This is a genomic window from Streptomyces sp. WAC05374 (assembly GCF_004353505.1).
Classification (GTDB): domain Bacteria; phylum Actinomycetota; class Actinomycetes; order Streptomycetales; family Streptomycetaceae; genus Streptomyces.
Genome location: NZ_SMNQ01000002.1, coordinates 409,671 through 433,460, shown reverse-complemented (window position 1 = coordinate 433,460; position 23,790 = coordinate 409,671). Strand labels below are relative to the sequence as shown.

The window sequence follows — 23,790 nt, the reverse complement described above, 5'->3', positions numbered from 1 at the left end:
GAGGAACAGTACAGGCGCCGCCGCACGGCCGGACGGGTGCTCAGCCGCGCAGGACGAGGGCCTGTCCGGCGACCACCAGCAGCACGTGCTCGCACTCGTCGGCGAACGCCGCGTTGAGCCGTCCCAGCTCGTCGCGGAACCGCCGCGACCCCGCGTCGCCGGGCACGATCCCGGCACCCACCTCGTTCGTCACCGCGACGACCGTGCGGGTGGCGCCCCGCACCGCAGCGATCAGCTCCGCCACCCGCTCGCGCAGCTCGCGCTCACCCGCCTTGGCCCAGGTGTCGTCGTCCCAGGCGCCGGCCCGGTCCATCGCGTCGGTCAGCCACAGCGACAGGCAGTCGATCAGCAGCGGCGGCCCGTCCTGCCGCAGCAGCGGCGCCAGTTCGCACGTCTCCTCCGTACGCCACGACGCCGGGCGCCGGTCGCGGTGGGCGGTCACCCGGGCCGCCCACTCGGTGTCGCCGTTCCGGGTGCCGCCCGTCGCGACGTACACCACGCCGGGGAAGCCCTCCAGGCGCCGTTCGGCCTCCAGCGACTTGCCCGACCGCGCCCCGCCGGTGACCAGGGTGCGCCGGGGCACGCCGGGGACGTCGTGGTACTCGCCCACGGTCAGCGTCGTGCCGTCCGGCACGGCCCGCGCGCCCGCGGCCGCCAGGCGCCGGTCCAGCTCCCGGCCGGACGGCACGTCGTGGTCCAGGTGCACCGCGACCACGTCGGTGGCCGGGCCGACCCCTCCGGCCGCCCGCAGCCGGGCCAGGCCGTCGGGCCGGGCGACCACATCGGCGACGACCATGTCGTACGGCCGCCGCACCCCGGTGACCCCGGCGGGGGCACCGCCCGGCGGCAGGTACAGCAGGTGCAGGCCCTCCGGTGACGTCACCTCGTAGCCGGTGCCGGGCGAGTCCATCGGCACGGCCCGCACCCGGTGCCCGCTGATCAGCGTCAACTCCCGCCCGTCCGGCACCCGCCCGGCCGTCGGCAGCCCGGCGGGCAGGTCGAAGGCCGGCCCGTCGTGCGGATGCGTCAGCAGCACCTGCCGTACGCCGCTCAGCGAGTGCCCGGCCCGGGCGGCGGCCAGCGCGGCCCCGGGCGTCAGGTCGAGCAGCAGCGCGCCGTCCACGAGCAGCGCGGTCGCGGCGCGCGCCCGGCTGCCGCGGGCGGTGGCGCACGCGGCGCAGGGGCAGTCGGGGCGGGGCAGGCCCTCGGGGGCACCGGTACCGAGCAGAGTCACATCCACGGGACGATCCTCCCGCGTCCCCGCGCGGGCTGCGCGCCCGGCTACGCTGCGGGCAGGAAACCGATCATCTGGAGGCCCACATGGCATGGACGTGGCGGTTCGAGGGGTCCGACGGCACGGAGGTCGCTCCGGCGGTGGAGCCGGAGGAGTTCACCACCCAGGGCGACGCGGAGTCCTGGATCGGCGAGGTCTGGAAGGACCTCCTGGAGGGCGGTGCCGATCGGGTGACCCTCTTCGAGGACGGCGCGGAGATCTACACGATGAGCCTGCGGGCCGCGGCGGAGGCGTGAGAGCGCCCTGACGAGGCCGTCCGGTCCCCGCCCCGGGAGGGGCGGGGGCCTTCCGCGCGGAACGGGCCCCGGTGGCCGGGCCGTCGCGCCCGCCCGGCCGGGGTGCCGCCTCAGATCTCGCCCAGCGTCACCCGTGCCGTCGCCGAACGGCCGCCGCGGGTGTACGTCACGGTCACCTCGTCGCCCGGTTTCGCCGACGCCAGCGCCTCCAGCAGGGAGGTCATCGTGGTGATCCGCGCGTCGTCCAGCTTCGTGATGATGTCGCCCGCCCTCAGGCCCGCGTCCGCCGCCGCCCCGCCCGGCGAGACCTCGACGATCGCGACCCCGCCCGGCTGGTAGTCGTCGGTCAGGACGGTGCGGCCGGTGATGTTCAGGGCCGCCCGGCCGGAGTCGGTGACCCGGCCCGTGCGGATGATCTGGTCGGCGACCGTGCGGACCATCGAGGCGGGGATGGCGAAGCCGATGCCGGGTGCCGCGCTGCCGCCCAGCTCCGGGTCGGCCGCCGCGAGGGTGGGGATGCCGATGACCTCGCTGTCCAGGTTGACCAGCGCGCCGCCGCTGTTGCCCGGGTTGATGGCCGCGGACGTCTGGACCATGTTGCCGATCGTCGCGCCCGTCCCGCCGCCGGAGGGGCTCTCGCTGACGGTGCGTCCGGTCGCCGAGACGATGCCCTGGGTGACGCTTCCGGACAGGCCGAGCGGTGACCCCATGGCCAGCACGATCTGGCCGACCTCCACCTCGGACGAGTCGCCGAACTCCGCCGGCTTCAGCCCGTCGGGGCGGCGGTCCAGCTTGATCACGGCCAGGTCCTGCTCCGGGTAGCTGGAGACCAGCTTCGCGCTCAGTGCCTCCTCGCCCGTCGCCACGGTGACCCGGAAGGTCCGCTCCCTGCCGATGACATGGGCGTTGGTGATGATGTGGCCCTGGTCGTCGTAGACCACACCGGACCCCAGGCCGGCCCGGGCCTCGATCTGCACGACCGACGGCAGCACATTGCGGATGACGGTCCGGTAGTCGTCCTCCAGCTCGGCCGCCCGCGCCGCCCCCGCCACCCGTGGCTCCGCCGCCGGTCTGCCGGCCGCCGGTGGCCCGGCCGAGCAGCCGCCCACCAGGGCGGCCGCGCAGACCGCGGAGGTCAGGGGCGCGAGCACGCGAAGGGCTTCCATGACCGGAGTATCCCTTTCGTCCCCCAGGGGCGGCGCCCGCTGCGCACCCGAACAGGGGGTCAGGCGCCGCCGGCGGTCAGGAACTGGGTCGCCGCCAGCTCCCCGTACAGCGGGTCGGCCGCCACCAGCTCCGCATGGGTGCCCACCGCCCGTACCCGGCCCGCCTCCATGACGACGATCCGGTCCGCGAGCGTCACGGTCGACAGCCGGTGCGCCACCACCAGGACCGTCACCTCCTTCGCCACCTCCGCCACCACGTCCCGCAGCGCCAGCTCGTTGACGGCGTCGAGCTGCGACGTCGCCTCGTCCAGCAGCAGCAGCCGGGGCTTGCGCAGCAGCGCCCGCGCGATGGCCACCCGCTGCCGCTCACCGCCCGACAGCTTGGACCCCCGGTGCCCGACGAGGGTCTCCAGCCCGTCCGGCAGCCGGTCCACCAGCGCGTCCAGCCGGGCCCGCACGAGCACGTCGCGGATCTCCTCCTCCGTGGCACCGGGAGCGGCGAAGACCAGGTTCTCGCGCAGCGTCCCGGCCAGGACCGGGGCGTCCTGCTCCACGTAGCCGATGGCCGCGCGCAGGTCCGCCAGCGGCCAGTCCCGTACGTCCCTGCCGTCGACCAGGACCCGGCCGCCGGACGCCTCGTAGAACCGCTCGACCAGCCCGAACACGGTCGTCTTGCCCGCCCCCGACGGCCCGACGAACGCCGTCATCCCGGCGCCGGGCACCTCGAAGGACACGCCGTGGTGGACGTACGGCAGGTCGTCCCGGTAGCGGAAGGCGACGTCCTCGAAGGCGACGGTCGCGGGCCGGCCGCCCCGGGCCGTGACGGCGGCCGGGGCGGGGCTCTCGGTCGCCAGCCGCTCCGCCTCCGCGATGCGGGCCACGGCCGCCAAGCCGACCTGGTACTCGGTCGCCGCCGACACCAGCTTGGAGATCGGCTCCGTCAGGTAGAAGAGGTAGAGCAGGAAGGCGACCAGGTCCGCCACGCCGATCGCGCCCGACGCCACCCGCGCGCCACCGATGCCCAGCACCGCCAGGAACGACACCTGGACGGCCAGGCCCACCGACGACCCCGACACCGCCTGCCACTTGGCCGACCGCAGCCCCTGCCGCCACGCCTCCTCGGCCGCCGCCTCCACGACCGCCGCCTCACGGTCCTCCGCGCCCGACGCCTTGACCGTGCGGAACGCGCCGAACACCCGCTCCAGCCGGGTCGAGATCTCCGCGACCGCCTCCTGGGAGCGCCGGGTCGCCCGCGAGATCTGCGGCATCACCAGCGCCATGGCGCCCCCGATCAGCACGATCACGCCCAGGGTCACCCCGAGCAGCACCACGTCCATCACGGCCATCATCACGAGGGTGGCGAGGAACGCGAGGCCGCCCGTCACGGCCGAGACGATCGAGTCGGTCGTCACCGCCCGCAGCAGGGTCGTGTCGGAGGTGATGCGCGACATCAGGTCGCCCGGCTGGGTCCGCTCCACCTCGGGCAGCCGCAGCCGCAGCAGCCGGCCGATCAGGGTGCGGCGGGCGGCGAGCACCACGGACTCGGCGGTGCGCTCCAGCACGTACGCGCCGACCGACTCGATCGCCGTCCCCAGCACGACCAGCGCGGTGAGGACGAGGAGTATCCGGCCGACCGGCTCGTCCTGGCCGAGCCGCTCCACCAGCGCCCTGGCCGCCAGGGGCTGGAGGATGCCGGTGCCCGCGCCGACCAGGGCGAGGAGGGTGCCGCACGCGACGGTCCAGCGGTGCGGCCGGAAGTGCCGGTACAGGGCCCGCCAGGTCTCCCGGGCGGGCAGCTTGGGTGTGGTGTCCGTTTCCGTGATGCTCACGTCGGTGGAAGACGCGGGAATCCCCCGATCACCTGACCGGCACCCCGGGCGTCAGCCCCGTACCCCGCACAGGTGCAGCAGCGCCGCCACCCGGCGGTAGGGGTCGGTGCGCCCCGCCCGGTCCTCGGCCGCCAGCAGCCGCTCCAGCTCCTCGGCGGCGGGCAGGCCCTCCTCGTTGGGCACGTTGTCGGTGAAGACCCGCACCCCGTACCAGGCCTGGAGCGGCGCGGCGATCCCCGCGAGCGTCGCCGTCAGCGTCTCCAGCCGGTCGGCCCGCACCGGCGACGCCGGGTGCCCGGGGGAGTAGGTGTCCGAGTCGAACGCGGCCAGCGCCCCCGACCAGTCCCCGGCCATGCCCGGCCGCATGGCCAGCGCGTCCGCGTTCCGCACGAGCAGCGACAGCAGACCGCCCGGCGCCAGCATCCGGGCGAGCCCGGCCAGCATGGCGTCCGGCTCCTCCACGTGCATCAGCACGCCGTGGCAGAGCACCACGTCGAAGCTGCCCGGCAGGAAGTGCACGCCGGTCTCCCGGCCGTCCCCCTCGAGCAGGCGCACCCGCTCACGGATGCCGGCGGGCTCCGACGCCAGGGCCTCGCGGGCCGCCCTCAGCAGCGCGGCGTCCGACTCCAGGCCCGTGATGGTGTGCCCGGCACGGGCCAGGCGCAGCGCCTGCGCGCCCTGTCCCATGCCGACGTCGAGTATCCGCAGCCGCTGCCCCACGGGATAGCGGGCGGCTATCTGCTCGTCGAGCTGGCGTGCGACGAGCTCCTGGCGGACCGTTTCGCGCAGTCCGCCGAGCCCCTCCAGCCAGTCCCCCGATGTGCCTCCGATACCGGAGACCAGGGTGCTCAGGGCCGCTCTCCGCGCTTGACCTGCGGCTTGGGCAGGCGCAGTCGGCGAAGCTGGAGGCTGCGCATCAGGCCGTAGGCCACGGCACCGCGCTTGGGCTCGTCCGGGAAGCGTTCGCCCAGCCGCTTCTTCAGCCGGAGCCAGATGCCGATCGAGTCCAGGATGATCAGGGCGATCACGGCCATCCACAGCAGCAGGGCGATGTTCTTGACCTGCGTGTTCGGAAGGCTGGACAGGATCAGGATCACGACCGCCAGCGGCAGGAAGAACTCGGCGACGCAGAAGCGGGAGTCGATGAAGTCGCGCACGTAGCGGCGGACGGGGCCCTTGTCGCGGGCCGGCAGGTAACGCTCGTCTCCGCCGGCGAGCGCCTGGCGCTGCTTGGCCAGGTCCGCGCGGCGGGCCTCGCGCTGGCGGCGCATGGCCTCCTTGCGGTCGGTCGGCACGGTCTGCGCACGTCGGCGCTGGGTCTGGGCCTCACTCCGCTTCGGGGTCGGGCGGCCCTTGGGGGCCTCGGGGTCGCGGGGCTGCTTGGAGAGGTCCGCCGTCACCTTGTCGGTGGGGGCCTTCTCATCCTTCGAACGGCTACGGAACACAAAGCCCAAGGGTACGGGGTGCACCGCACGGACCCCACCCCGGCGGGGAACGATCCGGCAACGGCGTGCGTCCACCCCGTAGGAGGCCCCGACGGGTCCCTACTCCTTGCGCCGGATCGACGCCGTCCGCAGTCGTCCTTGGGGAGGAGCGCATCCGCGCCCGAACAGTGCGGTAATGGAGGCAGGGCCCGTACTGTGGGTTCTGTTGGAGTGCTGGAGCCGAAGTCCGTCAGAAGGGGGCGCGCGAAGCCCATGAGCGGTGTCATGAAGCGTATGGGGATGATCTTCCGCGCGAAGGCAAACAAGGCCCTTGACCGGGCCGAGGATCCGCGCGAGACCCTCGATTACTCGTACCAGAAGCAGCTCGAGCTGCTCCAGAAGGTGCGCCGCGGCGTCGCCGACGTGGCGACCTCGCGCAAGCGCCTGGAGCTCCAGCTCAACCAGCTCCAGGGCCAGTCCGCCAAGCTGGAGGACCAGGGCCGCAAGGCGCTCGCGCTGGGCCGCGAGGACCTGGCGCGCGAGGCGCTCTCCCGCCGGGCCGCGCTCCAGCAGCAGGTCACGGACCTGGAGACGCAGCACCAGACCCTCCAGGGCGAGGAGGAGAAGCTCACCCTGGCCGCGCAGCGCCTCCAGGCCAAGGTCGACGCCTTCCGCACGAAGAAGGAGACGATCAAGGCCACGTACACCGCGGCCCAGGCGCAGACCCGGATCGCCGAGTCGTTCTCGGGCATCTCCGAGGAGATGAGCGACGTCGGCGTCGCCATCCAGCGGGCCGAGGACAAGACCGCGCAGCTCCAGGCACGGGCCGGCGCGATCGACGAGCTGCTCGCCTCCGGGGCGCTGGACGACCAGTCCGGCCTTCAGAAGGACGACATCCAGGCCGAGCTGGACCGCCTCTCGGGCGGTACGGACGTCGAGCTGGAGCTCCAGCGGATGAAGGCGGAACTGGCCGGAGGCACCACCTCGCAGCAGGCCCTCGAGGGCGGCACGGGTACCGGGCAGGACCAGTCCCAGCAGCAGTCGCAGTCCCAGCCCCGGTTCGACAAGAGCTGAAGCCCCGGGACCACCACCGGCCCCGGCGGAAGCCAACGGCGAAGACACGAGCATCCAGGACAAGGACGGCACGTCATGATCGTCAGGATCATGGGGGAGGGCCAGGTGAACGTGGCCGACAGCCACTTCGCCGAGCTCAACAAGCTGGACGACGAACTGCTCGACGAGATGGAGGGCGGCGACGAGGAAGGCTTCCGCCGCACCCTCCACGCCCTGCTGGAGACGGTGCGCCAGCTCGGCGAGCCGCTGCCCGACGACGCGCTGGAACCTTCCGAACTGATCCTCCCGGCGCCGGACGCGACCCTCGACGAAGTGCGTTCCATGCTCTCCGACGACGGCCTGATCCCCGGCTGACCGGCACCTCCAACACACCGCCCGTGCCCCGCCCCCGCGCCCCGGGGGCGGGGCACGGGCGCTGACCGGCGCCCTTCCAGGCCGTACCGTTTCCTCCCGTGACCACCCTTGGAGAACGCCTCGTGCGCGGGCGGGGCTGGCTGCGCGAGCACCCCCTGGCGCTCGACGGCGCCCTGGCCCTGGCCGTGCTGCTGTGCATGGTCGCCGGTTCGTTCGTCGACCGGCACGGCGGGCCGCACGGCACGCCCGACTTCGGCGGCCGCACCCCCGGCGCCACCAGCGTGCTGCTCATGCTGAGCGGTGCCGCCGCCCTCGTCTGGCGCCGCCGCAACCCGCTGGGCGTCCTGCTGGTCACCGGCGCGGTCACACTCGTCGAACACGTCGCCGAGGACCCGCCCGCCCCCGTGGCGATGAGCGCCGTGGTGGCCCTCTACACCGTCGCCTCGCGCACCGACCGCCCCACCACCTGGCGGGTCGGCCTGCTGACCATGACGGTCCTGACCGGCGCCGCGATGCTGTGCGGCTCGGCGCCCTGGTACAGCCAGGAGAACCTGGGCGTCTTCGCGTGGACCGGCATGGCCGCGGCCGCCGGGGACGCCGTACGCAGCCGCCGCGCCTTCGTCGACGCCATACGGGAGCGCGCCGAACGGGCCGAGCGCACCCGCGAGGAGGAGGCCCGCCGCCGGGTCGCCGAGGAGCGGCTGCGCATCGCCCGGGACCTCCACGACGTGGTCGCCCACCACATCGCGCTGGTCAACGTCCAGGCCGGGGTCGCCGCCCACGTCATGGACAAGCGCCCCGACCAGGCCAAGGAGGCCCTCGCCCACGTCCGCGAGGCCAGCCGCTCCGCCCTCAACGAGCTGCGCGCCACCGTCGGCCTGCTCCGCCAGTCCGGCGACCCGGAGGCGCCCACCGAGCCGGCCCCGGGGCTCGCCGTCCTCGACGAGCTGCTGGCCACCTTCCGCAACGCCGGCCTGCCGGTGGAACTGGCCCGCACCGACCAGGGCACCGCACTGCCCGCGGCCGTCGACCTCGCCGCGTACCGGATCGTCCAGGAGGCGCTGACCAACGTCCGCAAGCACGCGGGCCCGGACGCCAGGGCCGAGGTGAGCGTCCTGCGGGTGGGCCGGACGCTGGAGGTGACCGTCCTCGACGACGGCGTCCCGACACCCGCGCAGGACGGCGGCGGAGGTCACGGCCTGCTCGGCATGCGCGAGCGCGTCACCGCCCTGGGCGGCGCCCTCACCGCGGGCCCCCGGTACGGCGGCGGCTTCCGGGTGCAGGCGATACTTCCCGTCACGGCACGGACAGGGGAGGCCACATGACCATCAGGGTGCTGCTCGCCGACGACCAGGCGCTGCTGCGCAGCGCGTTCAAGGTGCTGGTGGACTCCGAGCCGGACATGGAGGTCGTGGGGGAGGCGGCGGACGGCGCCGAGGCCGTCGCGCTCGCCCGCTCGCGGCGGGCCGACGTGGTGCTGATGGACATCCGCATGCCCGGTACGGACGGGCTCGCCGCCACCCGCATGATCAGCGCGGACCCCGACCTGGCCGGCGTACGGGTGGTCATGCTGACCACCTTCGAGGTGGACGAGTACGTGGTGCAGGCCCTGCGGGCCGGGGCGTCCGGGTTCCTCGGCAAGGGCGCGGAACCGGAGGAGCTGCTGAACGCCATCCGGATCGCCGCGGCCGGGGAGGCGCTGCTGTCGCCCGCCGCCACCAAGGGTCTGATCGCCACATTCCTGGCGCAGAGCGGCGGTGCGGACGGGCCCGCCGGTGACGGGCAGGGGTATTCGGAGCGGCTGGCGGCGCTGACCGTGCGCGAGCGGGAGGTCCTGGTCCTGGTCGCCGGGGGCCACTCCAACGACGAGATCGCCGAGCGGCTGGAGGTCAGTCCGCTGACCATCAAGACGCACGTCAACCGGGCCATGGCGAAGCTCGGCGCCCGCGACCGGGCCCAGCTCGTCGTCACGGCCTACGAGTCGGGCCTGGTACGTCCCAGGGTGGAGTGAGCGCCTACGCCGCTGTACTCCGTTCGGTGTATGCCCGGCGTAAGCAAACGGGACCTGGGGGCGACGGAACCCTCGCCTCCGTGGCTGATCGTATGAAGACCTGCCGATCCGCCACAGAAGAGAGACCCCATGTCCTGGCTGTCCAGATTCAGCCTCGCGCAACGGGCCCTGATAGGGCTGATGTCGATCGTGGCGATCGTCTTCGGGGCGATCGCCATCCCGCAGCTCAAGCAACAGCTTCTGCCCTCCATCGAGCTGCCGATGGTGTCGGTCCTCGCCCCGTACCAGGGCGCGTCCCCCGACGTGGTCGAGAAGCAGGTCGTCGAACCGCTGGAGGACTCCCTCGAAGCGGTCGACGGAATCAAGGGCGTCACCTCCACGGCCAGCGAGGGCAACGCCCTGATCATGGCCACCTTCGACTACGGGGACGAGTCGACCAAGCAGCTCGTCGCCGACGTCCAGCAGGCCGTCAACCGCGCCCGCCTCCAGCTCCCCGACACCGTGGACCCGCAGGTCGTGGCCGGTTCCACCGACGACATCCCGACCGTCGTCCTCGCCGTCACCTCCGGCAAGGACCCGCAGGCGCTGGCCGACCAGCTCGAGCGGACCGTCGTCCCGGCCCTGGAGGACATCGACGGTGTCGGCCAGGTCTCCATCGACGGCGTTCAGGACCTCCAGGTCTCCGTCACCCCCGACGACCGCGGGCTCGCCGCGGCCGGGCTGACCACCATGGCCCTGTCCGAGGCGCTCAAGGCGGGCGGCGCCACCGTCCCGGCCGGCTCCTTCTCCGAGGACGGCAAGAGCCGCACGGTCCAGGTCGGCGGCGGCTTCACCTCGCTGAAGCAGATCCAGGACCTGACGATCAAGCCCGAGAAGGGCGAGCCGGTACGGCTCGGCGACGTCGCCACCGTCAAGCAGGAGGAGTCGCGGCGCGTCTCGCTCACCCGGACGAACGGCAGGCCGAGCCTCGCCGTCATGGCCACCATGGACAACGACGGCAGCGCCGTCGCCATCTCCGAGGCGGTCAAGGACAAGCTGCCCGGGCTGCGTGAGGACCTGGGCGACGGCGCCGAGCTGACGGTCGTCTCCGACCAGGGCCCGGCGGTCTCCAAGTCGATCTCCGGCCTGACCACCGAGGGCGCGCTCGGCCTCGTCTTCGCCGTCCTCGTCATCCTGGTCTTCCTGGCCTCCCTCCGCTCCACCCTCGTCACCGCGGTCTCCATCCCGCTCTCGGTGGTTCTCGCCCTGATCGTGCTGTGGACGCGGGACCTGTCCCTCAACATGCTCACGCTGGGCGCGCTGACCATCGCGATCGGCCGGGTCGTCGACGACTCGATCGTGGTCCTGGAGAACATCAAGCGGCACCTCGGCTACGGCGAGGAGCGCCGGGAGGCCATCCTCACCGCGGTCCGCGAGGTGGCCGGCGCGGTGACCTCCTCCACCCTCACCACCGTGGCGGTCTTCCTCCCGATCGGCCTGGTCGGCGGCATGGTGGGCGAGCTGTTCGGCTCCTTCAGCCTCACCGTCACGGCAGCCCTCCTCGCATCCCTCCTGGTCTCCCTGACCGTCGTCCCCGTCCTCTCGTACTGGTTCCTGCGCGCCCCCAAGGGCACCTCCGCGGACCCGGAGGAGGCGCGCCGCGCGGCGGAGGAGAAGGAGAACCGCAGCCGCCTCCAGCGCATGTACGTCCCGGTCCTCCGCTTCGCCACCCGCCGCCGTCTCACCAGCGTCGCCCTCGCGATCGTCGTCCTGGTGGGCACCTTCGGCATGGCCCCGCTGCTGAAGACCAACTTCTTCGACCCGGGCGACCAGGAGGTCCTGTCCATCAAGCAGGAGCTGCCCGCCGGTACCAGCCTGGAGGCGGCCGACGCCGCGGCCAGGAAGGTGGAGAAGGCGCTGGCCTCCGTGGACGAGGTGAAGGACCACCAGGTCACCGTCGGCTCGTCCGGTTTCATGGCGGCCTTCGGCGGCGGTACGGGCGCCAACCAGGCGTCGTACCAGGTCACGCTCACCGACTCGGCCTCCTACGAGCAGGCCCGCGACAGCATCGACGAGGAGCTGGCCAAGCTCGACGGCATCGGCGACACGACCATCGCGGCCGGCGACGGCTTCGGCAACCAGGACCTGAGCGTCATCGTCAAGGCGGCCGACGCCGCCACCCTGAAGAAGGCCTCCGAGCAGGTACGGGCCGAGGTCGCCGAGCTGGACGACGTCACCGACGTCCAGAGCGACCTGTCGCAGTCCGTCCCGCGCGTCTCGGTCAAGGCCACCGCCAAGGCGGCCGCCGCGGGCTTCAACGACGCGACGCTCGGCATGGCCGTCGCCCAGGCGGTGCACGGCACCCCGGCCGGCACGGCGATCCTGGACGACACCGAGCGGGACGTGGTCATCACCTCCGCCGCGCCCGCCAGGACCCTGGCGCAGCTCCGGCAACTGCCGCTCGGTCCGGTGAAGCTCGGCGACATCGCCGAGGTGAAGCTGGTCCCCGGTCCGGTCGCGATGACCCGCATCGACGGCGCCCGCGCCGCCACCATCACGGCCAAGCCGACCGGTGACAACACCGGCGCGGTCAGCGCCGACCTCCAGTCGAAGATCAACGCACTGGACCTTCCGGAGGGTGCCACGGCCTCCATCGGCGGGGTCTCGGAGGACCAGGAGGAGGCGTTCGCCAACCTGGGCCTGGCCATGCTGGCGGCCATCGCGATCGTCTTCATGCTGCTGGTGGCGACCTTCAAGTCGCTGGTCCAGCCGCTGATCCTGCTGGTCTCCATCCCGTTCGCGGCCACCGGCGCCATCGGCCTGCTGATCGCCACGGACACGGCGATGGGCGTCCCTGCCATGATCGGCATGCTGATGCTGATCGGCATCGTGGTCACCAACGCGATCGTGCTGATCGACCTGATCAACCAGTACCGCGCCCAGGGGCTCGGGGTCATCGAATCGGTCATCGAGGGCGGTCGTCACCGCCTCCGCCCGATCCTGATGACGGCCCTGGCGACGATCTTCGCCCTGCTGCCGATGGCCCTGGGGATCACGGGCGAGGGCGGCTTCATCGCCCAGCCGCTCGCGGTGGTCGTCATCGGCGGTCTGGTGACGTCGACGCTCCTCACCCTGCTGCTGGTCCCGACGCTGTACGCGATGGTGGAGCTCCGCAAGGAACGCCGCCGCGCCAAGCGCGCCGCCAAGCGCGCCGCGAAGTCGGCGCCGGCCGAGGAGAAGACCCCGGCCCCCGCCAACGCGTAGCGACCGTCCAGGCGCCCGCCCCGGCCGGGGCACCGGCACCGCACCGAACGCCCGAGGGGCGCCCCGCAACCGGCGGGGCGCCCCTCAGTGGCGTACGGGGACGGCTACGGCAGCGCCAGCATGCGCTCCAGCGCCAGCTTGGCGAAGCTCTCGGTCTCGCGGTCGACCTGGATCTGGTTGACCAGGTTGCCCTCGGCGAGCGACTCCAGCGCCCACACCAGGTGCGGCAGGTCGATGCGGTTCATGGTGGAGCAGAAGCAGACCGTCTTGTCGAGGAAGACGATCTCCTTGTCCTCGCTGGCGAATCGGTTCGCCAGACGGCGGACCAGGTTCAGCTCCGTACCGATCGCCCACTTCGAGCCGGCCGGGGCCGCCTCCAGGGTCTTGATGATGTACTCCGTGGAGCCGACGTAGTCCGCCGCCGCCACGACCTCGTGCTTGCACTCGGGGTGCACCAGCACGTTCACGCCCGGGACGCGCTCGCGCACGTCGTTCACCGAGTCCAGCGAGAAGCGCCCGTGCACGGAGCAGTGGCCCCGCCACAGGATCATCTTCGCGCCGCGCAGCTCCTCGGCCGTCAGGCCGCCGTTCGGCTTGTGCGGGTTGTAGAGCACGCAGTCGTCCAGGGACATGCCCATGTCGCGGACGGCGGTGTTGCGGCCCAGGTGCTGGTCCGGCAGGAAGAGCACCTTCTCGCCCTGCTCGAAGGCCCAGTCCAGGGCCCGCTTGGCGTTCGACGAGGTGCAGATGGTGCCGCCGTGCTTGCCGGTGAAGGCCTTGATGTCGGCGGAGGAGTTCATGTACGAGACCGGGACGGTCACGTCGGCGACGCCCGCCTCCGTCAGCACGTCCCAGCACTCAGCGACCTGCTCGGCCGTCGCCATGTCGGCCATGGAGCAGCCGGCCGCGAGGTCGGGCAGCACGACCTTCTGGTCGTCGGTGGTGAGGATGTCGGCCGACTCGGCCATGAAGTGCACGCCGCAGAAGACGATGTACTCGGCCTCCGGCCGCGCCGCCGCGTCCCGGGCGAGCTTGAAGGAGTCGCCGGTGACGTCCGCGAACTGGATGACCTCGTCGCGCTGGTAGTGGTGCCCCAGGACGAAGACCTTGTTCCCGAGCTTCTCCTTGGCCGCGCGGGCGCGCTCGACCAGGTCCGGGTCGGAGGGCGAGGGCAGGTCGCCCGGGCACTCCACTCCCCGCTCGCTCCTGGGGTCGGCCTCACGGCCGAGGAGCAGCAGGGCGAGGGGCGACGGCTGGACGTCCAGGGGCTGGGCGGTGGTCACGTCACGCACCCTTTCTTTTCTGCGGAGAACTTCTGCGGAGAGCCTTTTCGTCGAAATGACGCTATCTATCATAACCGCTTCACGTCACTTTGACGATGGCCATAGTGTCGATGTGACACATCCCCCCTCCACAGGTCGGTGCTTGTCCGGAGCCCGGTGTGCGAGCATGAAGGGGAAAGACAAGCGCTGTGCCCGGAATGAATCCGCGGCCCCGCCGGTTGCAACCGGTCGGCAAGCAGTCTCCGTACAACCCGGGAGAGAAGCAGATGTCCGTATCGGACGAGAAGACCACTGTCAGCGACGGCATCCTCCTGTCGGACGCCGCCGCGGCCAAGGTCAAGGCCCTGCTCGACCAGGAAGGCCGCGACGACCTGGCACTGCGCGTCGCCGTTCAGCCCGGTGGCTGCTCCGGCCTGCGTTACCAGCTCTTCTTCGACGAGCGCTCGCTCGACGGCGACGTCGTCAAGGACTTCAACGGCGTCAAGGTCGTCACCGACCGCATGAGCGCCCCCTACCTGGGCGGCGCCTCCATCGACTTCGTCGACACCATCGAGAAGCAGGGCTTCACGATCGACAACCCCAACGCCACCGGCTCCTGCGCCTGCGGCGACTCGTTCAGCTGACGCCGACGGCCGGCCACGCGAGGCGGCGGCCCCGGACGATCCCCGGGGCCGCCGCCTTCGTCGTACCCGCTACTTCCTCGGCACCCGCTCCCCGCTCGCCGCGTCCACGACCTGCCGGTCGCCCAGCGGCCGGTCCAGCGTGACCGTGCCGGTCAGCTCCTTGGCGATCAGGACGCACACCCGGCCCGGCTCGATCGGCTTCTCGACCACCGTGAGCTTCACCTGGGTGCCGCTCTCCTCCGCCTCGACGGTGTACTTGCTGCACACCCCGCCCCAGAAGCGCGCCGTCAGGATCCGGCCGTCCAGGCCGTACGACTCGACCTGCCGCGGCGCCTTCCCGGTGCCCGGCGACGGCTCCGGCGGCTCGGGCTTGGCCGGGGGCGGCGCGGGCGCCAGGTGCCGCGGAGCCACCGCCGGGTAGGTGACCGTGAACGGCCGGGCGTCGCCCTCCGGCGCCACCTCGAACAGCCACGACGGCACGAGCGCCGGACGCCCCGCCGTGTAGTGGGCCGCCAGCCCGAAGACCGCCCCCGAGACGGTCACCGTCTCCCGGCTCCCCTCACCGGGGGTCTTGCAGGGCGCGACCGGCTTGGTCCCGGAGTCCTCCAGCGGCGCGGGCGTCGCGCACCCGCCGATGGAGGGCCTGGCCCCGCCCGACCCGCCGTTCAGCAGCTTCAGCGCCTCCGCCGCGCCGATCACCGGGTACGCGTGGCTCTCCGCCGGCGCCTTCAGCCGGCCGCTGCCGCCGGTGACCGAGCCGTCCGCGCCCACCTGGATGCCGGTCGACCAGCCGTACGTCGGCAGCCCGCCCACCACCGGGTCCGCGTTCACCACCCGGACCGGGCCCATCACCTGGGTGGCGTCCAGCTCGGCGTCCCGCTGGCCCAGTGCCTCCAGGACCGGCGCCGCCGCCTTCTTCGCGGCCGCCTCGCTCACCGGCGCCCCGCTCAGGCGCTCCGGCGTCGTCGCACCGGTCGACGGGCACTCCTTGCCCTTCAGGCAGTTGTCGCTGCCGGCCGGCGCCGTGCCGAACGTCCAGGTGCCCGGCGCCTGCCGCTCCACGTGCAGCGTGGCGCCCGAGCCGTCCTTGTCCGGCCCCACCTTCCACGCCGAACCGGCCGCCTTCGGCGTACCGGCCACGCCCAGCGCCTTGGCCAGCCGTGCCACCTCGTCGGCGCCCACGGTGCCCTCCGGCCGGTACACGTGCGCCGAATCGGGGCCCTCGGGCAGCGGTCCGGAGGCCCGGTAGACCACCCCGCCCGGGTCCGGCTCACCGGGCGCGATGCCGGGGCCGCCGCCCGGCCCGCCGCGCTCGGTGTGGCCGTCCAGGGCGAGCGGCGGCGGCTGCGTACCGCCCGCCGCCGGGACGCCACCGCGGTCCTCACCCTCCGACGCCACCGTGGCGAAGTACGCGCCACCGCCCCCGGCCAGCAGCACCGCTGCCGCCACCGAGGCGACGGCGAGCGGCGAACGCCTCCGGCGAGGACTGTCCTGTGTCGGCTCCGTGGCCGGCTCCGGCTCCGTACTGCTCACCGCAATGCTCCTTCGAACGCCGTGGTCCCTCATACGGGAGACACCCGTGGGACGGAGCGGAGGAGCGCGCGGTTCCCTCAGCCGCCGTACTCGGGGGTGGCCTCGATCAGCCGGGCGGAAGCGGGCGGGACGACCACGCCATGGATCAGGGACGGCGACACGGGAGCGGGCGCGGCCTCCGCCGGAACCGCCCAGTGCGGAGCCATGCGCGCGCTGTCCCCCCGCAGCTCGGCCAGGCTCCACTCGGACTCGTACTGCTCACGCGGAACGCTGTACTTGGTCATGAACGCACCGTACGCACGCGAGAGCCGACCGAAAAAGACCTACTATCGGGTAGTTTCCGCGTAGGGGGAGTCCCGCCGACCCGGTAGCGTGAACTGTCAACTCCACCTCCCAGCAGGAGCGCCCAGCCGTGCGTATCGCAGTCACCGGCTCCATCGCCACCGACCACCTCATGACCTTCCCCGGCCGATTCGCCGACCAGCTCGTCGCCGATCAGCTCCACACGGTCTCCCTCTCCTTCCTGGTCGACAACCTCGACGTCCGCAGGGGAGGGGTGGCGGCGAACATCTGCTTCGGCATGGGGCAGCTCGGCACCCGCCCGATCCTGGTCGGCGCGGCGGGCTCCGACTTCGACGAGTACCGGGCCTGGCTCGACCGCCACGGCGTCGACACGAGCTCCGTACGGATCTCCGAAGTCCTGCACACCGCGCGCTTCGTGTGCACCACGGACGCCGACCACAACCAGATCGGCTCCTTCTACACCGGCGCCATGAGCGAGGCGCGCCTGATCGAGCTGAAGGCCGTGGCCGACCGGGTCGGCGGCCTGGACCTGGTGTCGATCGGCGCGGACGACCCCGAGGCGATGCTCCGCCACACCGAGGAGTGCCGCGCCCGGAACATCCCCTTCGCCGCCGACTTCTCGCAGCAGATCGCCCGCATGGACGGCGACGAGATCCGCACGCTGCTCGACGGCGCGACGTACCTCTTCTCCAACGAGTACGAGAAGGGGCTCATCGAGTCCAAGACCGGCTGGACCGACGAGGAGATCCTCGCCCGGGTCGGCCACCGGGTCACCACCCTCGGCTCGCGGGGCGTCCGCATCGAGAGCGACGGCGGCACCCGCATCGAGGTCGGCTGCCCCGAGGAGGAGGCCAAGGTCGACCCCACCGGTGTCGGCGACGCCTTCCGGGCCGGCTTCCTGTCCGGTCTGTCCTGGGGCGTCGGCCTGGAGCGCGCCGCCCAGGTCGGCTGCATGCTGGCCACCCTGGTCATCGAGACGCTCGGCACCCAGGAGTACACCCTCAGCCGCGTCCACTTCATGGACCGCTTCACCAAGGCGTACGGCCACGAGGCCGCCGCCGAGGTCCAGGCGCACCTGCCGTAATGCCCTAGGGGCCGTCTTGTCGATCTTGCCGGGCTCGCGACGCCTGGCACGCACGCTCGCTGCGTTGTCGTCGGTTGCCAATGTCCCCCGTAGCCCTACGGGCACGGGAGGTGCCCCCACCGCAGTGGCTCCTCCCCCTGCCTTCGGCGGGGGGACCCCCACCTCCGCCTGGCGATCGCACGCACCAGACGCCGCTCCCTGATCCGGCCTGATCGACAAGACACCCCCTAGGACGTCCGGCGGACCATGTACGCCGTGCCGTGGTCCGCCGGGCGCTCGCCCACGTACTCCTGGCCGCGCATCTCGCACCAGGCCGGGATGTCCAGGCGGGCCGCCTCGTCGTCGGACAGCACCGTGACGGTGCCGCCGACCGGGACGTCGCCGAACACCTTCGCCAGCTCGATCACCGGGATCGGGCACCGCCGCCCCAGCGCGTCCACCACCAGGGACTCCTCGCCCCCCGTGGCCGGCGCCGCGGCCGGCGCGCCGAACCGCTCGCGGAGCTGGGCCACCGTGCCCGGCAGCACCTGGAGGAACCGCTCCACGTCCGCCTCCGCCGTGCCGAACGGCAGCGACACGCGGACGTTGCCCTCCGACAGCACGCCCATGGCGCGCAGGACGTGGCTGGGCGTCAGCGTCGAACTCGTGCACGACGAACCGGAGGAGACGGAGAAGCCCGCCCGGTCCAGCTCGTGCAGCAGCGCCTCCCCGTCGACATAGAGACACGAGAAGGTGACCAGGTGGGGCAGCCGCCGCACCGGATCGCCGACCACCTCCACGTCCGGCACCGACCCCGCCACCCGCGCCCGGACGCGCTCCACCAGCTCCCGCAGCCGCCCGGCCTCCTCCGCCGCCTCCGCGCGCACCGCCCGCAGCGAGGCCGCCGCCGCCACGATGCCCGGGATGTTCTCGAACCCGGCCGCCCGCCCCGACTCACGCTCGTCCGCCGGGCCTTGGGGCGCGAACCGCACACCCTTGCGGACCGCCAGCAGCCCCACGCCCGCGGGACCGCCCCATTTGTGGGCACTTGCCGTGAGCAGTGACCACTCACCCGCCACCGGACCCCACGCCAGCGACTGCGCGGCGTCCACCAGCAGCGGCACCCCCGCCTCCCGGCACGCCGCGGCCACCTCGGCCACCGGCTGCTCCGTGCCCACCTCGTGGTTGGCCGACTGGAGGCAGGCGAGCGCCGTGCCGTCCCCCAGCGCGGCGGCGTACGCCTCGGGCGCCACCCGCCCGGTCCGGTCCACCGGGACCTCGGTCACCGTCCCGCCGTCCGCCTCGTGGGCGGCAGCCGCGTGCAGCACGGACGAGTGCTCCACCGCCGACACGACCAGGTGCCGCCCCGTCCGCCGCCGCCCGGCGAGCGCACCGGCAACCCCCGAGTGCACCGCGCGGGTACCCGAAGGAGTGAACACCAGCTCGTCGGGGCGGCACCCCACCGCCTCCGCGGCCGCCTCCCGCGCCGCGTCCAGCAGCAGCCGGGCGCGCCGCCCCTCCCGGTACAGCCGGGCGGGATCGGCCCACCCCTCGTCGAGCGCCGCCTGGAGGGCCTGCCGGGCCACGGGGTGGAGGGGAGCGGAGGAAGCGGAATCGAAGTAGGGCACACGGCCACGCTAACTCCGGTGGCCCCGCCCCCGGGCCGCCGGCCCGGCGGGAGGCCGGTCGGAACCCTCGGAACATCGGCCTTCAACACCCCTTCGGGGTGCGCTGCGGCGCGTTGGGCACCCTCCCCGCGCGACCCCAAATTGCGTCCAGTAGGGTTTGGTCCGCATAAACATCCAAACCCCTGCCCGCGTCAGGGCCGGCGACCGACCAGCGTGACGGCCGCAGCCGACCGCGCGGGCGAGACTCTCGGGAAGGCGCTACGTGAGTCCCAACGGCTCCGACCGCTCGTCGCGGCGCCCGATGCGGCGGAAGCTGCCGCAGGTGCTGACTGCGGGCCTGATCCTCGCGACCGCCACCGGTTGCACATACAAGGACTTCCCCCGCCTTGGAATGCCCACCCCGGTGACGGAGGAGGCTCCGCGGATCCTCTCCCTGTGGCAGGGCTCGTGGGCGGCTGCGCTCGCCACGGGCGTCCTCGTCTGGGGCCTGATCCTGTGGAGCGTCATCTTCCACCGGCGCAGCCGCACCAAGGTCGAGGTTCCTCCGCAGACCCGGTACAACATGCCCATCGAGGCGCTGTACACGGTGACCCCCCTCATCATCGTCTCGGTGCTCTTCTACTTCACCGCGCGTGATGAGTCGAAGCTGCTCGCCCTCTCCGACAAGCCCACCCACACCATCAACGTGGTCGGCTACCAGTGGAGCTGGGGCTTCAACTACATCGAGAACGTCGACGGCAAGCCGGAAACGGCCGCCGAGACCGACAAGTCCCTCGCCGCCATTCCGGACAAGTACCAGAAGGACTTCCCCCAGGGAGCCGACGGCGTCTACGACTACGGCATCCCCGGCACGCGGAACCCGCAGAACGGCAACCCGGGTCCGACCCTGTGGCTGCCGAAGGGCGAGAAGGTCCGGTTCATCCTGACCTCGCGTGACGTCATCCACTCCTTCTGGGTGCTGCCCTTCCTCTTCAAGCAGGACGTCATCCCCGGCCACACCAACGTGTTCGAGGTGACGGCCACCGAGGAGGGCACCTTCAGGGGCAAGTGCGCCGAGCTCTGCGGCGTCGACCACTCCCGCATGCTGTTCAACGTCAAGGTGGTCTCACCGGAGCGTTACCAGCAGCACCTGAAGGAGCTGGCCGAGAAGGGGCAGACCGGCTTCATCCCGTCGGGCATTCAGCAGACGGACCCGGCCAGGAATGCGGAGAAGAACCAACTGTGAGCATCCTCAACGAACCTCAGGGTGCCGCCTCGGCAGCCGACGGCTCGCGTGAGCCGTACGCGAACGAGCTGCCCGTCCGGCGCAGGCACCCCGGCGGCGTGGTCGTGAAGTGGCTGACCACCACCGACCACAAGACCATCGGCACGCTCTACCTGGTCACCTCGTTCGCCTTCTTCTGCATCGGCGGTCTGCTGGCGCTCTTCATGCGCGCCGAGCTCGCCCGGCCGGGTACGCAGATCATGTCGAACGAGCAGTTCAACCAGGCGTTCACGATGCACGGCACGATCATGCTGCTGATGTTCGCGACGCCGCTGTTCGCCGGATTCGCCAACTGGATCATGCCGCTGCAGATCGGCGCGCCCGACGTGGCGTTCCCGCGGCTGAACATGTTCGCCTACTGGCTGTACCTCTTCGGCTCGATCATCGCGGTGGCCGGCTTCCTCACCCCGCAGGGTGCGGCCGACTTCGGCTGGTTCGCCTACACGCCGCTGTCGGACGCGGTCCGCTCGCCGGGTGTCGGCGCCGACATGTGGATCATGGGTCTGGCCTTCTCCGGCTTCGGCACGATCCTCGGCTCGGTCAACTTCATCACCACGATCATCTGCATGCGCGCACCCGGCATGACGATGTTCCGCATGCCGATCTTCACCTGGAACGTGCTGCTGACCGGCGTGCTGGTCCTGCTCGCCTTCCCGGTGCTCGCCGCCGCGCTCTTCGCGCTGGAGGCCGACCGGAAGTTCGGCGCCCACATCTTCGACCCCGCCAACGGCGGCCCGTTGCTGTGGCAGCACCTCTTCTGGTTCTTCGGTCACCCAGAGGTGTACATCATCGCCCTGCCGTTCTTCGGCATCGTCTCGGAGATCATCCCGGTCTTCAGCCGCAAGCCGATGTTCGGTTACATCGGTCTGGTGGCCGCGACCATCGCGATCGCCGGTCTGTCCGTGACGGTGTGGGCGCACCACATGTACGTCACCGGCGGTGTGCTGCTGCCGTTCTTCTCCTTCATGACCTTCCTGATCGCGGTACCGACCGGTGTGAAGTTCTTCAACTGGATCGGCACCATGTGGAAGGGCTCGTTGTCCTTCGAGACCCCGATGCTCTGGACGATCGGCTTCCTGGTCACCTTCACCTTCGGTGGTCTGACCGGTGTCATCCTGGCGTCGCCCCCGATGGACTTCCACGTCTCCGACTCGTACTTCGTCGTCGCGCACTTCCACTACGTCGTCTTCGGCACCGTGGTCTTCGCGATGTTCGCCGGATTCCACTTCTGGTGGCCGAAGTTCACCGGCAAGATGCTGGACGAGCGCCTGGGCAAGATCACCTTCTGGACGCTGTTCATCGGCTTCCACGGCACGTTCCTGGTGCAGCACTGGCTGGGTGCCGAGGGCATGCCCCGCCGTTACGCGGACTACCTCGCCGCCGACGGCTTCACCCTGCTGAACACGATCTCCACGATCGCCTCGTTCCTGCTGGGCCTGTCGATCCTGCCGTTCATGTACAACGTCTGGAAGACCGCCAAGTACGGCAAGAAGATCGAGGTCGACGACCCGTGGGGCTACGGCCGTTCGCTGGAGTGGGCGACCTCCTGCCCGCCGCCGCGGCACAACTTCCTCACGCTGCCGCGCATCCGCTCGGAATCCCCGGCCTTCGACCTGCATCACCCTGAGATCGCCGCTGTCGGCCAGCTCGAGAACCACGGGCAGAAGGACACCGCGCTGTTCGGTGGCAAGGAGGTCGGCAAGTGAAGATCCAGGGCAAGATGTTCATCTGGCTGAGCATCTTCATCCTCGCCATGGCGATCCTCTATGGCGTGTGGTCGAAGGAGCCGGCCGGTACGACGGCGCTCTTCATGGCCTTCGGCCTGGCCGTCATGATCGGCTACTACCTGGCCTTCACGGCCCGGCGGGTGGACGCCATGGCGCAGGACGACAAGGAGGCCGACGTCGCGGACGAGGCCGGCGAGGTCGGCTTCTTCTCGCCGCACAGTTGGCAGCCGCTCTCCCTGGCCATCGGTGGCGCCTTCGCCTTCCTGGGCGTCGCGCTCGGCTGGTGGCTCCTGTACTTCTCCCTGCCGCTGATCCTGATCGGCATCTTCGGCTGGGTCTTCGAGTACTACCGGGGCGAGAACCAGAACCAGTAGGCGTCCGCGCTTCGACAAGGGGCCCGGCGACCTCCGTACGGAGGTCGCCGGGCCCCTCGTTTGGAGTCATCCCGCGTGCCGTTGCGGTGTTGTCTTCCTACGGTGTGGTTATGAGCAACACGCCCCGCATGCGCACCGCCATAAGCTGCACCCTGCTGGTCGCCGTCACCGGTGCGAGCGCGACCGCGTGCGGTGGCCCGGACGGCCACCCCCTCTCCGCGAAGCCGTACGACGCGGCCCGCCAGGTCGCGTTCAACGCCCCGTCCGGCACCGCCAAGGCGGCCCTCGACAAGCCGCTGGAAGTCACCGCCACGGGCAAGGACGGCCGCATCACGGACGTCACCGCCGTCGACACGGCCGGGCACTACCTCGCCGGCGAACTCTCCGCCGACGGCAGCCGCTGGCGCTCGACGGCCCCCCTGGTCGCCGGCACCCGCTACACCGTCCGGGTCGCCACGGAGGACCGCAAGGGCGCTCCGGGCGCCCGTACGGTGACGTTCGAGACCGCGGCCGCCAAAAGCCTCCTGAACGTGAAATTCGGCCCTGAGGCGGGCAAGTACGGCGTCGGGCAGCCCATTACGGCGGAGCTCAGCGCCCCGGTGACCACCAAGGAGGGCCGGGCCGCCGTCGAGCGCTCGCTCAAGGTGCGCTCCCGGCCGGCGGTCACGGGCTCCTGGTACTGGGTCGACGACAAGAAGCTGCACTATCGCCCGAAGGAGTACTGGCCCGTCGGCGCGTCCGTCACCGTGACGGGCAATCTCGGCGGTGTCAGGGTCGCGGGCAACCTCTACGGCGGCTCCGCCAAGGCCCTCAACCTCACCATCGGCGACCGCGTCGAGGCCATCACCGACGCGGCCACCCACCACATGACGGTCAAGCGCAACGGAAAGGTGATCAACACCATTCCGGTGACCACCGGGAAACCGGGCTTCTCCACCCGTAACGGCATCAAAGTGGTGCTCGGCAAGGAGTACTTCGTCCGGATGCGCAGCACCACCGTCGGCATCGCCGCGGGCAGCAGCGAGTCGTACGACCTCCCCGTCTACTACGCCACCCGGGTGACCTGGAGCGGCGAGTACGTCCACGCCGCCCCCTGGTCCGTCGGCTCACAGGGCTCCGCCAACGTCAGCCACGGCTGCACCGGCATGTCCACCAGCAACGCCGCCTGGTTCTACGAGAACGTCCGCCCCGGCGACCTGGTCACCGTGGTCAACAGCGCGGGCAAGGAGATGGACCACTTCGGCAACGGCTTCGGCGACTGGAACCTGCCCTGGGACAAGTGGCAGTCGGGCAGCGCCGCCCGCGCCGACGCCCCCCGCACGGAGGCCGTACGGCTCAGGCCGGGCCTCTGAGGCGACCGG

At 71.9% G+C, this 23,790-nt stretch carries 21 protein-coding genes; 12 read left to right on the top strand and 9 right to left on the bottom strand.

What is annotated here, in order from left to right; all coding sequences use genetic code 11:
• Positions 1 to 40: 40 nt before the first annotated feature.
• Positions 41 to 1,240 (bottom strand): bifunctional adenosylcobinamide kinase/adenosylcobinamide-phosphate guanylyltransferase, encoded by a 1,200-nt coding sequence (locus E2B92_RS06970; RefSeq protein WP_185923459.1) that lies wholly within the window; start codon positions 1,238 to 1,240, stop codon positions 41 to 43.
• 80 nt (positions 1,241 to 1,320) lie between these two features.
• On the opposite strand from E2B92_RS06970, the gene E2B92_RS06965 reads away from it, so the two are divergent.
• Positions 1,321 to 1,530, top strand: coding sequence for a hypothetical protein (locus E2B92_RS06965; RefSeq protein WP_126882946.1), 210 nt, complete (start codon positions 1,321 to 1,323; stop codon positions 1,528 to 1,530).
• A 110-nt stretch (positions 1,531 to 1,640) separates the two neighbouring features.
• Here the strand turns inward: E2B92_RS06965 and E2B92_RS06960 are convergent, their stop codons facing one another.
• Genes E2B92_RS06960 through E2B92_RS06945 form a run of 4 tightly spaced genes read right to left on the bottom strand, consistent with a single transcriptional unit; the run spans position 1,641 to position 5,970 of the window.
• A complete protein-coding gene (locus tag E2B92_RS06960; protein ID WP_126882947.1) occupies positions 1,641 to 2,696 on the bottom strand; it encodes a S1C family serine protease in 1,056 nt (351 codons plus the stop codon).
• A 59-nt stretch (positions 2,697 to 2,755) separates the two neighbouring features.
• Positions 2,756 to 4,525: an ABC transporter ATP-binding protein gene (locus E2B92_RS06955; protein WP_126882948.1), complete on the bottom strand. Its 1,770-nt coding sequence runs from the start codon at positions 4,523 to 4,525 to the stop codon at positions 2,756 to 2,758.
• 51 nt (positions 4,526 to 4,576) lie between these two features.
• Positions 4,577 to 5,314 carry a class I SAM-dependent methyltransferase gene (locus tag E2B92_RS06950; protein ID WP_126883023.1) on the bottom strand — a complete coding sequence of 246 codons (738 nt, stop codon included), beginning with the start codon at positions 5,312 to 5,314 and terminating at the stop codon, positions 4,577 to 4,579.
• 59 nt (positions 5,315 to 5,373) lie between these two features.
• Positions 5,374 to 5,970 (bottom strand): DUF3043 domain-containing protein, encoded by a 597-nt coding sequence (locus tag E2B92_RS06945; RefSeq protein ID WP_126882949.1) that lies wholly within the window; start codon positions 5,968 to 5,970, stop codon positions 5,374 to 5,376.
• Positions 5,971 to 6,222: 252 nt separating this feature from the next.
• On the opposite strand from E2B92_RS06945, the gene E2B92_RS06940 reads away from it, so the two are divergent.
• From E2B92_RS06940 to E2B92_RS06920, 5 genes are all read left to right on the top strand, one after another.
• Positions 6,223 to 7,023, top strand: a complete 801-nt coding sequence (locus E2B92_RS06940) for a PspA/IM30 family protein (protein WP_126882950.1) — start codon at positions 6,223 to 6,225, stop codon at positions 7,021 to 7,023.
• A 75-nt stretch (positions 7,024 to 7,098) separates the two neighbouring features.
• The gene (pspAA, locus tag E2B92_RS06935) at positions 7,099 to 7,377 is read left to right on the top strand and encodes a PspA-associated protein PspAA (protein ID WP_126882951.1); all 279 of its coding nucleotides are present in this window, start codon (positions 7,099 to 7,101) and stop codon (positions 7,375 to 7,377) included.
• Between the two features lie 98 nt (positions 7,378 to 7,475).
• On the top strand, positions 7,476 to 8,702 hold the full coding sequence (locus E2B92_RS06930) for a sensor histidine kinase (protein ID WP_126882952.1): 1,227 nt from the start codon (positions 7,476 to 7,478) through the stop codon (positions 8,700 to 8,702).
• Positions 8,699 to 9,388 (top strand): response regulator, encoded by a 690-nt coding sequence (locus tag E2B92_RS06925; RefSeq protein ID WP_126882953.1) that lies wholly within the window; start codon positions 8,699 to 8,701, stop codon positions 9,386 to 9,388. Before E2B92_RS06930 ends, E2B92_RS06925 begins: the two co-directional genes overlap by 4 nt.
• Positions 9,389 to 9,517: 129 nt before the next feature.
• Positions 9,518 to 12,631, top strand: a complete 3,114-nt coding sequence (locus E2B92_RS06920) for an efflux RND transporter permease subunit (RefSeq protein WP_126882954.1) — start codon at positions 9,518 to 9,520, stop codon at positions 12,629 to 12,631.
• Positions 12,632 to 12,735: 104 nt separating this feature from the next.
• Here E2B92_RS06920 and nadA read toward each other — a convergent pair whose 3' ends face one another.
• Positions 12,736 to 13,923, bottom strand: coding sequence for a quinolinate synthase NadA (gene nadA, locus E2B92_RS06915; protein WP_126882955.1), 1,188 nt, complete (start codon positions 13,921 to 13,923; stop codon positions 12,736 to 12,738).
• Positions 13,924 to 14,180: 257 nt separating this feature from the next.
• Here nadA and erpA point away from each other — a divergent pair, with 257 nt between their 5' ends.
• Positions 14,181 to 14,537: an iron-sulfur cluster insertion protein ErpA gene (gene erpA, locus E2B92_RS06905; RefSeq protein WP_064071056.1), complete on the top strand. Its 357-nt coding sequence runs from the start codon at positions 14,181 to 14,183 to the stop codon at positions 14,535 to 14,537.
• A gap of 69 nt (positions 14,538 to 14,606) precedes the next feature.
• Here erpA and E2B92_RS06900 read toward each other — a convergent pair whose 3' ends face one another.
• Complete coding sequence (locus tag E2B92_RS06900) at positions 14,607 to 16,103, bottom strand: hypothetical protein (protein ID WP_235023714.1); 1,497 nt, start codon at positions 16,101 to 16,103, stop codon at positions 14,607 to 14,609.
• A gap of 44 nt (positions 16,104 to 16,147) precedes the next feature.
• Entirely contained in the window at positions 16,148 to 16,354 is a 207-nt protein-coding gene (locus E2B92_RS06895) for a hypothetical protein (RefSeq protein ID WP_126882958.1), read from the bottom strand.
• Positions 16,355 to 16,482: 128 nt separating this feature from the next.
• On the opposite strand from E2B92_RS06895, the gene E2B92_RS06890 reads away from it, so the two are divergent.
• The gene (locus tag E2B92_RS06890; protein ID WP_126882959.1) at positions 16,483 to 17,457 is read left to right on the top strand and encodes a carbohydrate kinase family protein; all 975 of its coding nucleotides are present in this window, start codon (positions 16,483 to 16,485) and stop codon (positions 17,455 to 17,457) included.
• A 227-nt stretch (positions 17,458 to 17,684) separates the two neighbouring features.
• Here the strand turns inward: E2B92_RS06890 and E2B92_RS06885 are convergent, their stop codons facing one another.
• A complete protein-coding gene (locus E2B92_RS06885; protein WP_126882960.1) occupies positions 17,685 to 19,064 on the bottom strand; it encodes a cysteine desulfurase/sulfurtransferase TusA family protein in 1,380 nt (459 codons plus the stop codon).
• 262 nt (positions 19,065 to 19,326) lie between these two features.
• Between E2B92_RS06885 and ctaC the strand changes: the two genes are divergently transcribed.
• From ctaC to E2B92_RS06865, 4 genes are all read left to right on the top strand, one after another.
• Positions 19,327 to 20,289 (top strand): aa3-type cytochrome oxidase subunit II, encoded by a 963-nt coding sequence (gene ctaC / locus E2B92_RS06880; protein ID WP_126882961.1) that lies wholly within the window; start codon positions 19,327 to 19,329, stop codon positions 20,287 to 20,289.
• Entirely contained in the window at positions 20,286 to 22,034 is a 1,749-nt protein-coding gene (ctaD, locus tag E2B92_RS06875; RefSeq protein WP_126882962.1) for an aa3-type cytochrome oxidase subunit I, read from the top strand. The genes ctaC and ctaD overlap by 4 nt, the downstream gene beginning before the upstream one ends.
• A complete protein-coding gene (locus tag E2B92_RS06870) occupies positions 22,031 to 22,429 on the top strand; it encodes a cytochrome c oxidase subunit 4 (RefSeq protein ID WP_126882963.1) in 399 nt (132 codons plus the stop codon). Before ctaD ends, E2B92_RS06870 begins: the two co-directional genes overlap by 4 nt.
• A gap of 110 nt (positions 22,430 to 22,539) precedes the next feature.
• Entirely contained in the window at positions 22,540 to 23,781 is a 1,242-nt protein-coding gene (locus E2B92_RS06865) for a L,D-transpeptidase (protein ID WP_126882964.1), read from the top strand.
• Positions 23,782 to 23,790 lie beyond the last annotated feature (9 nt).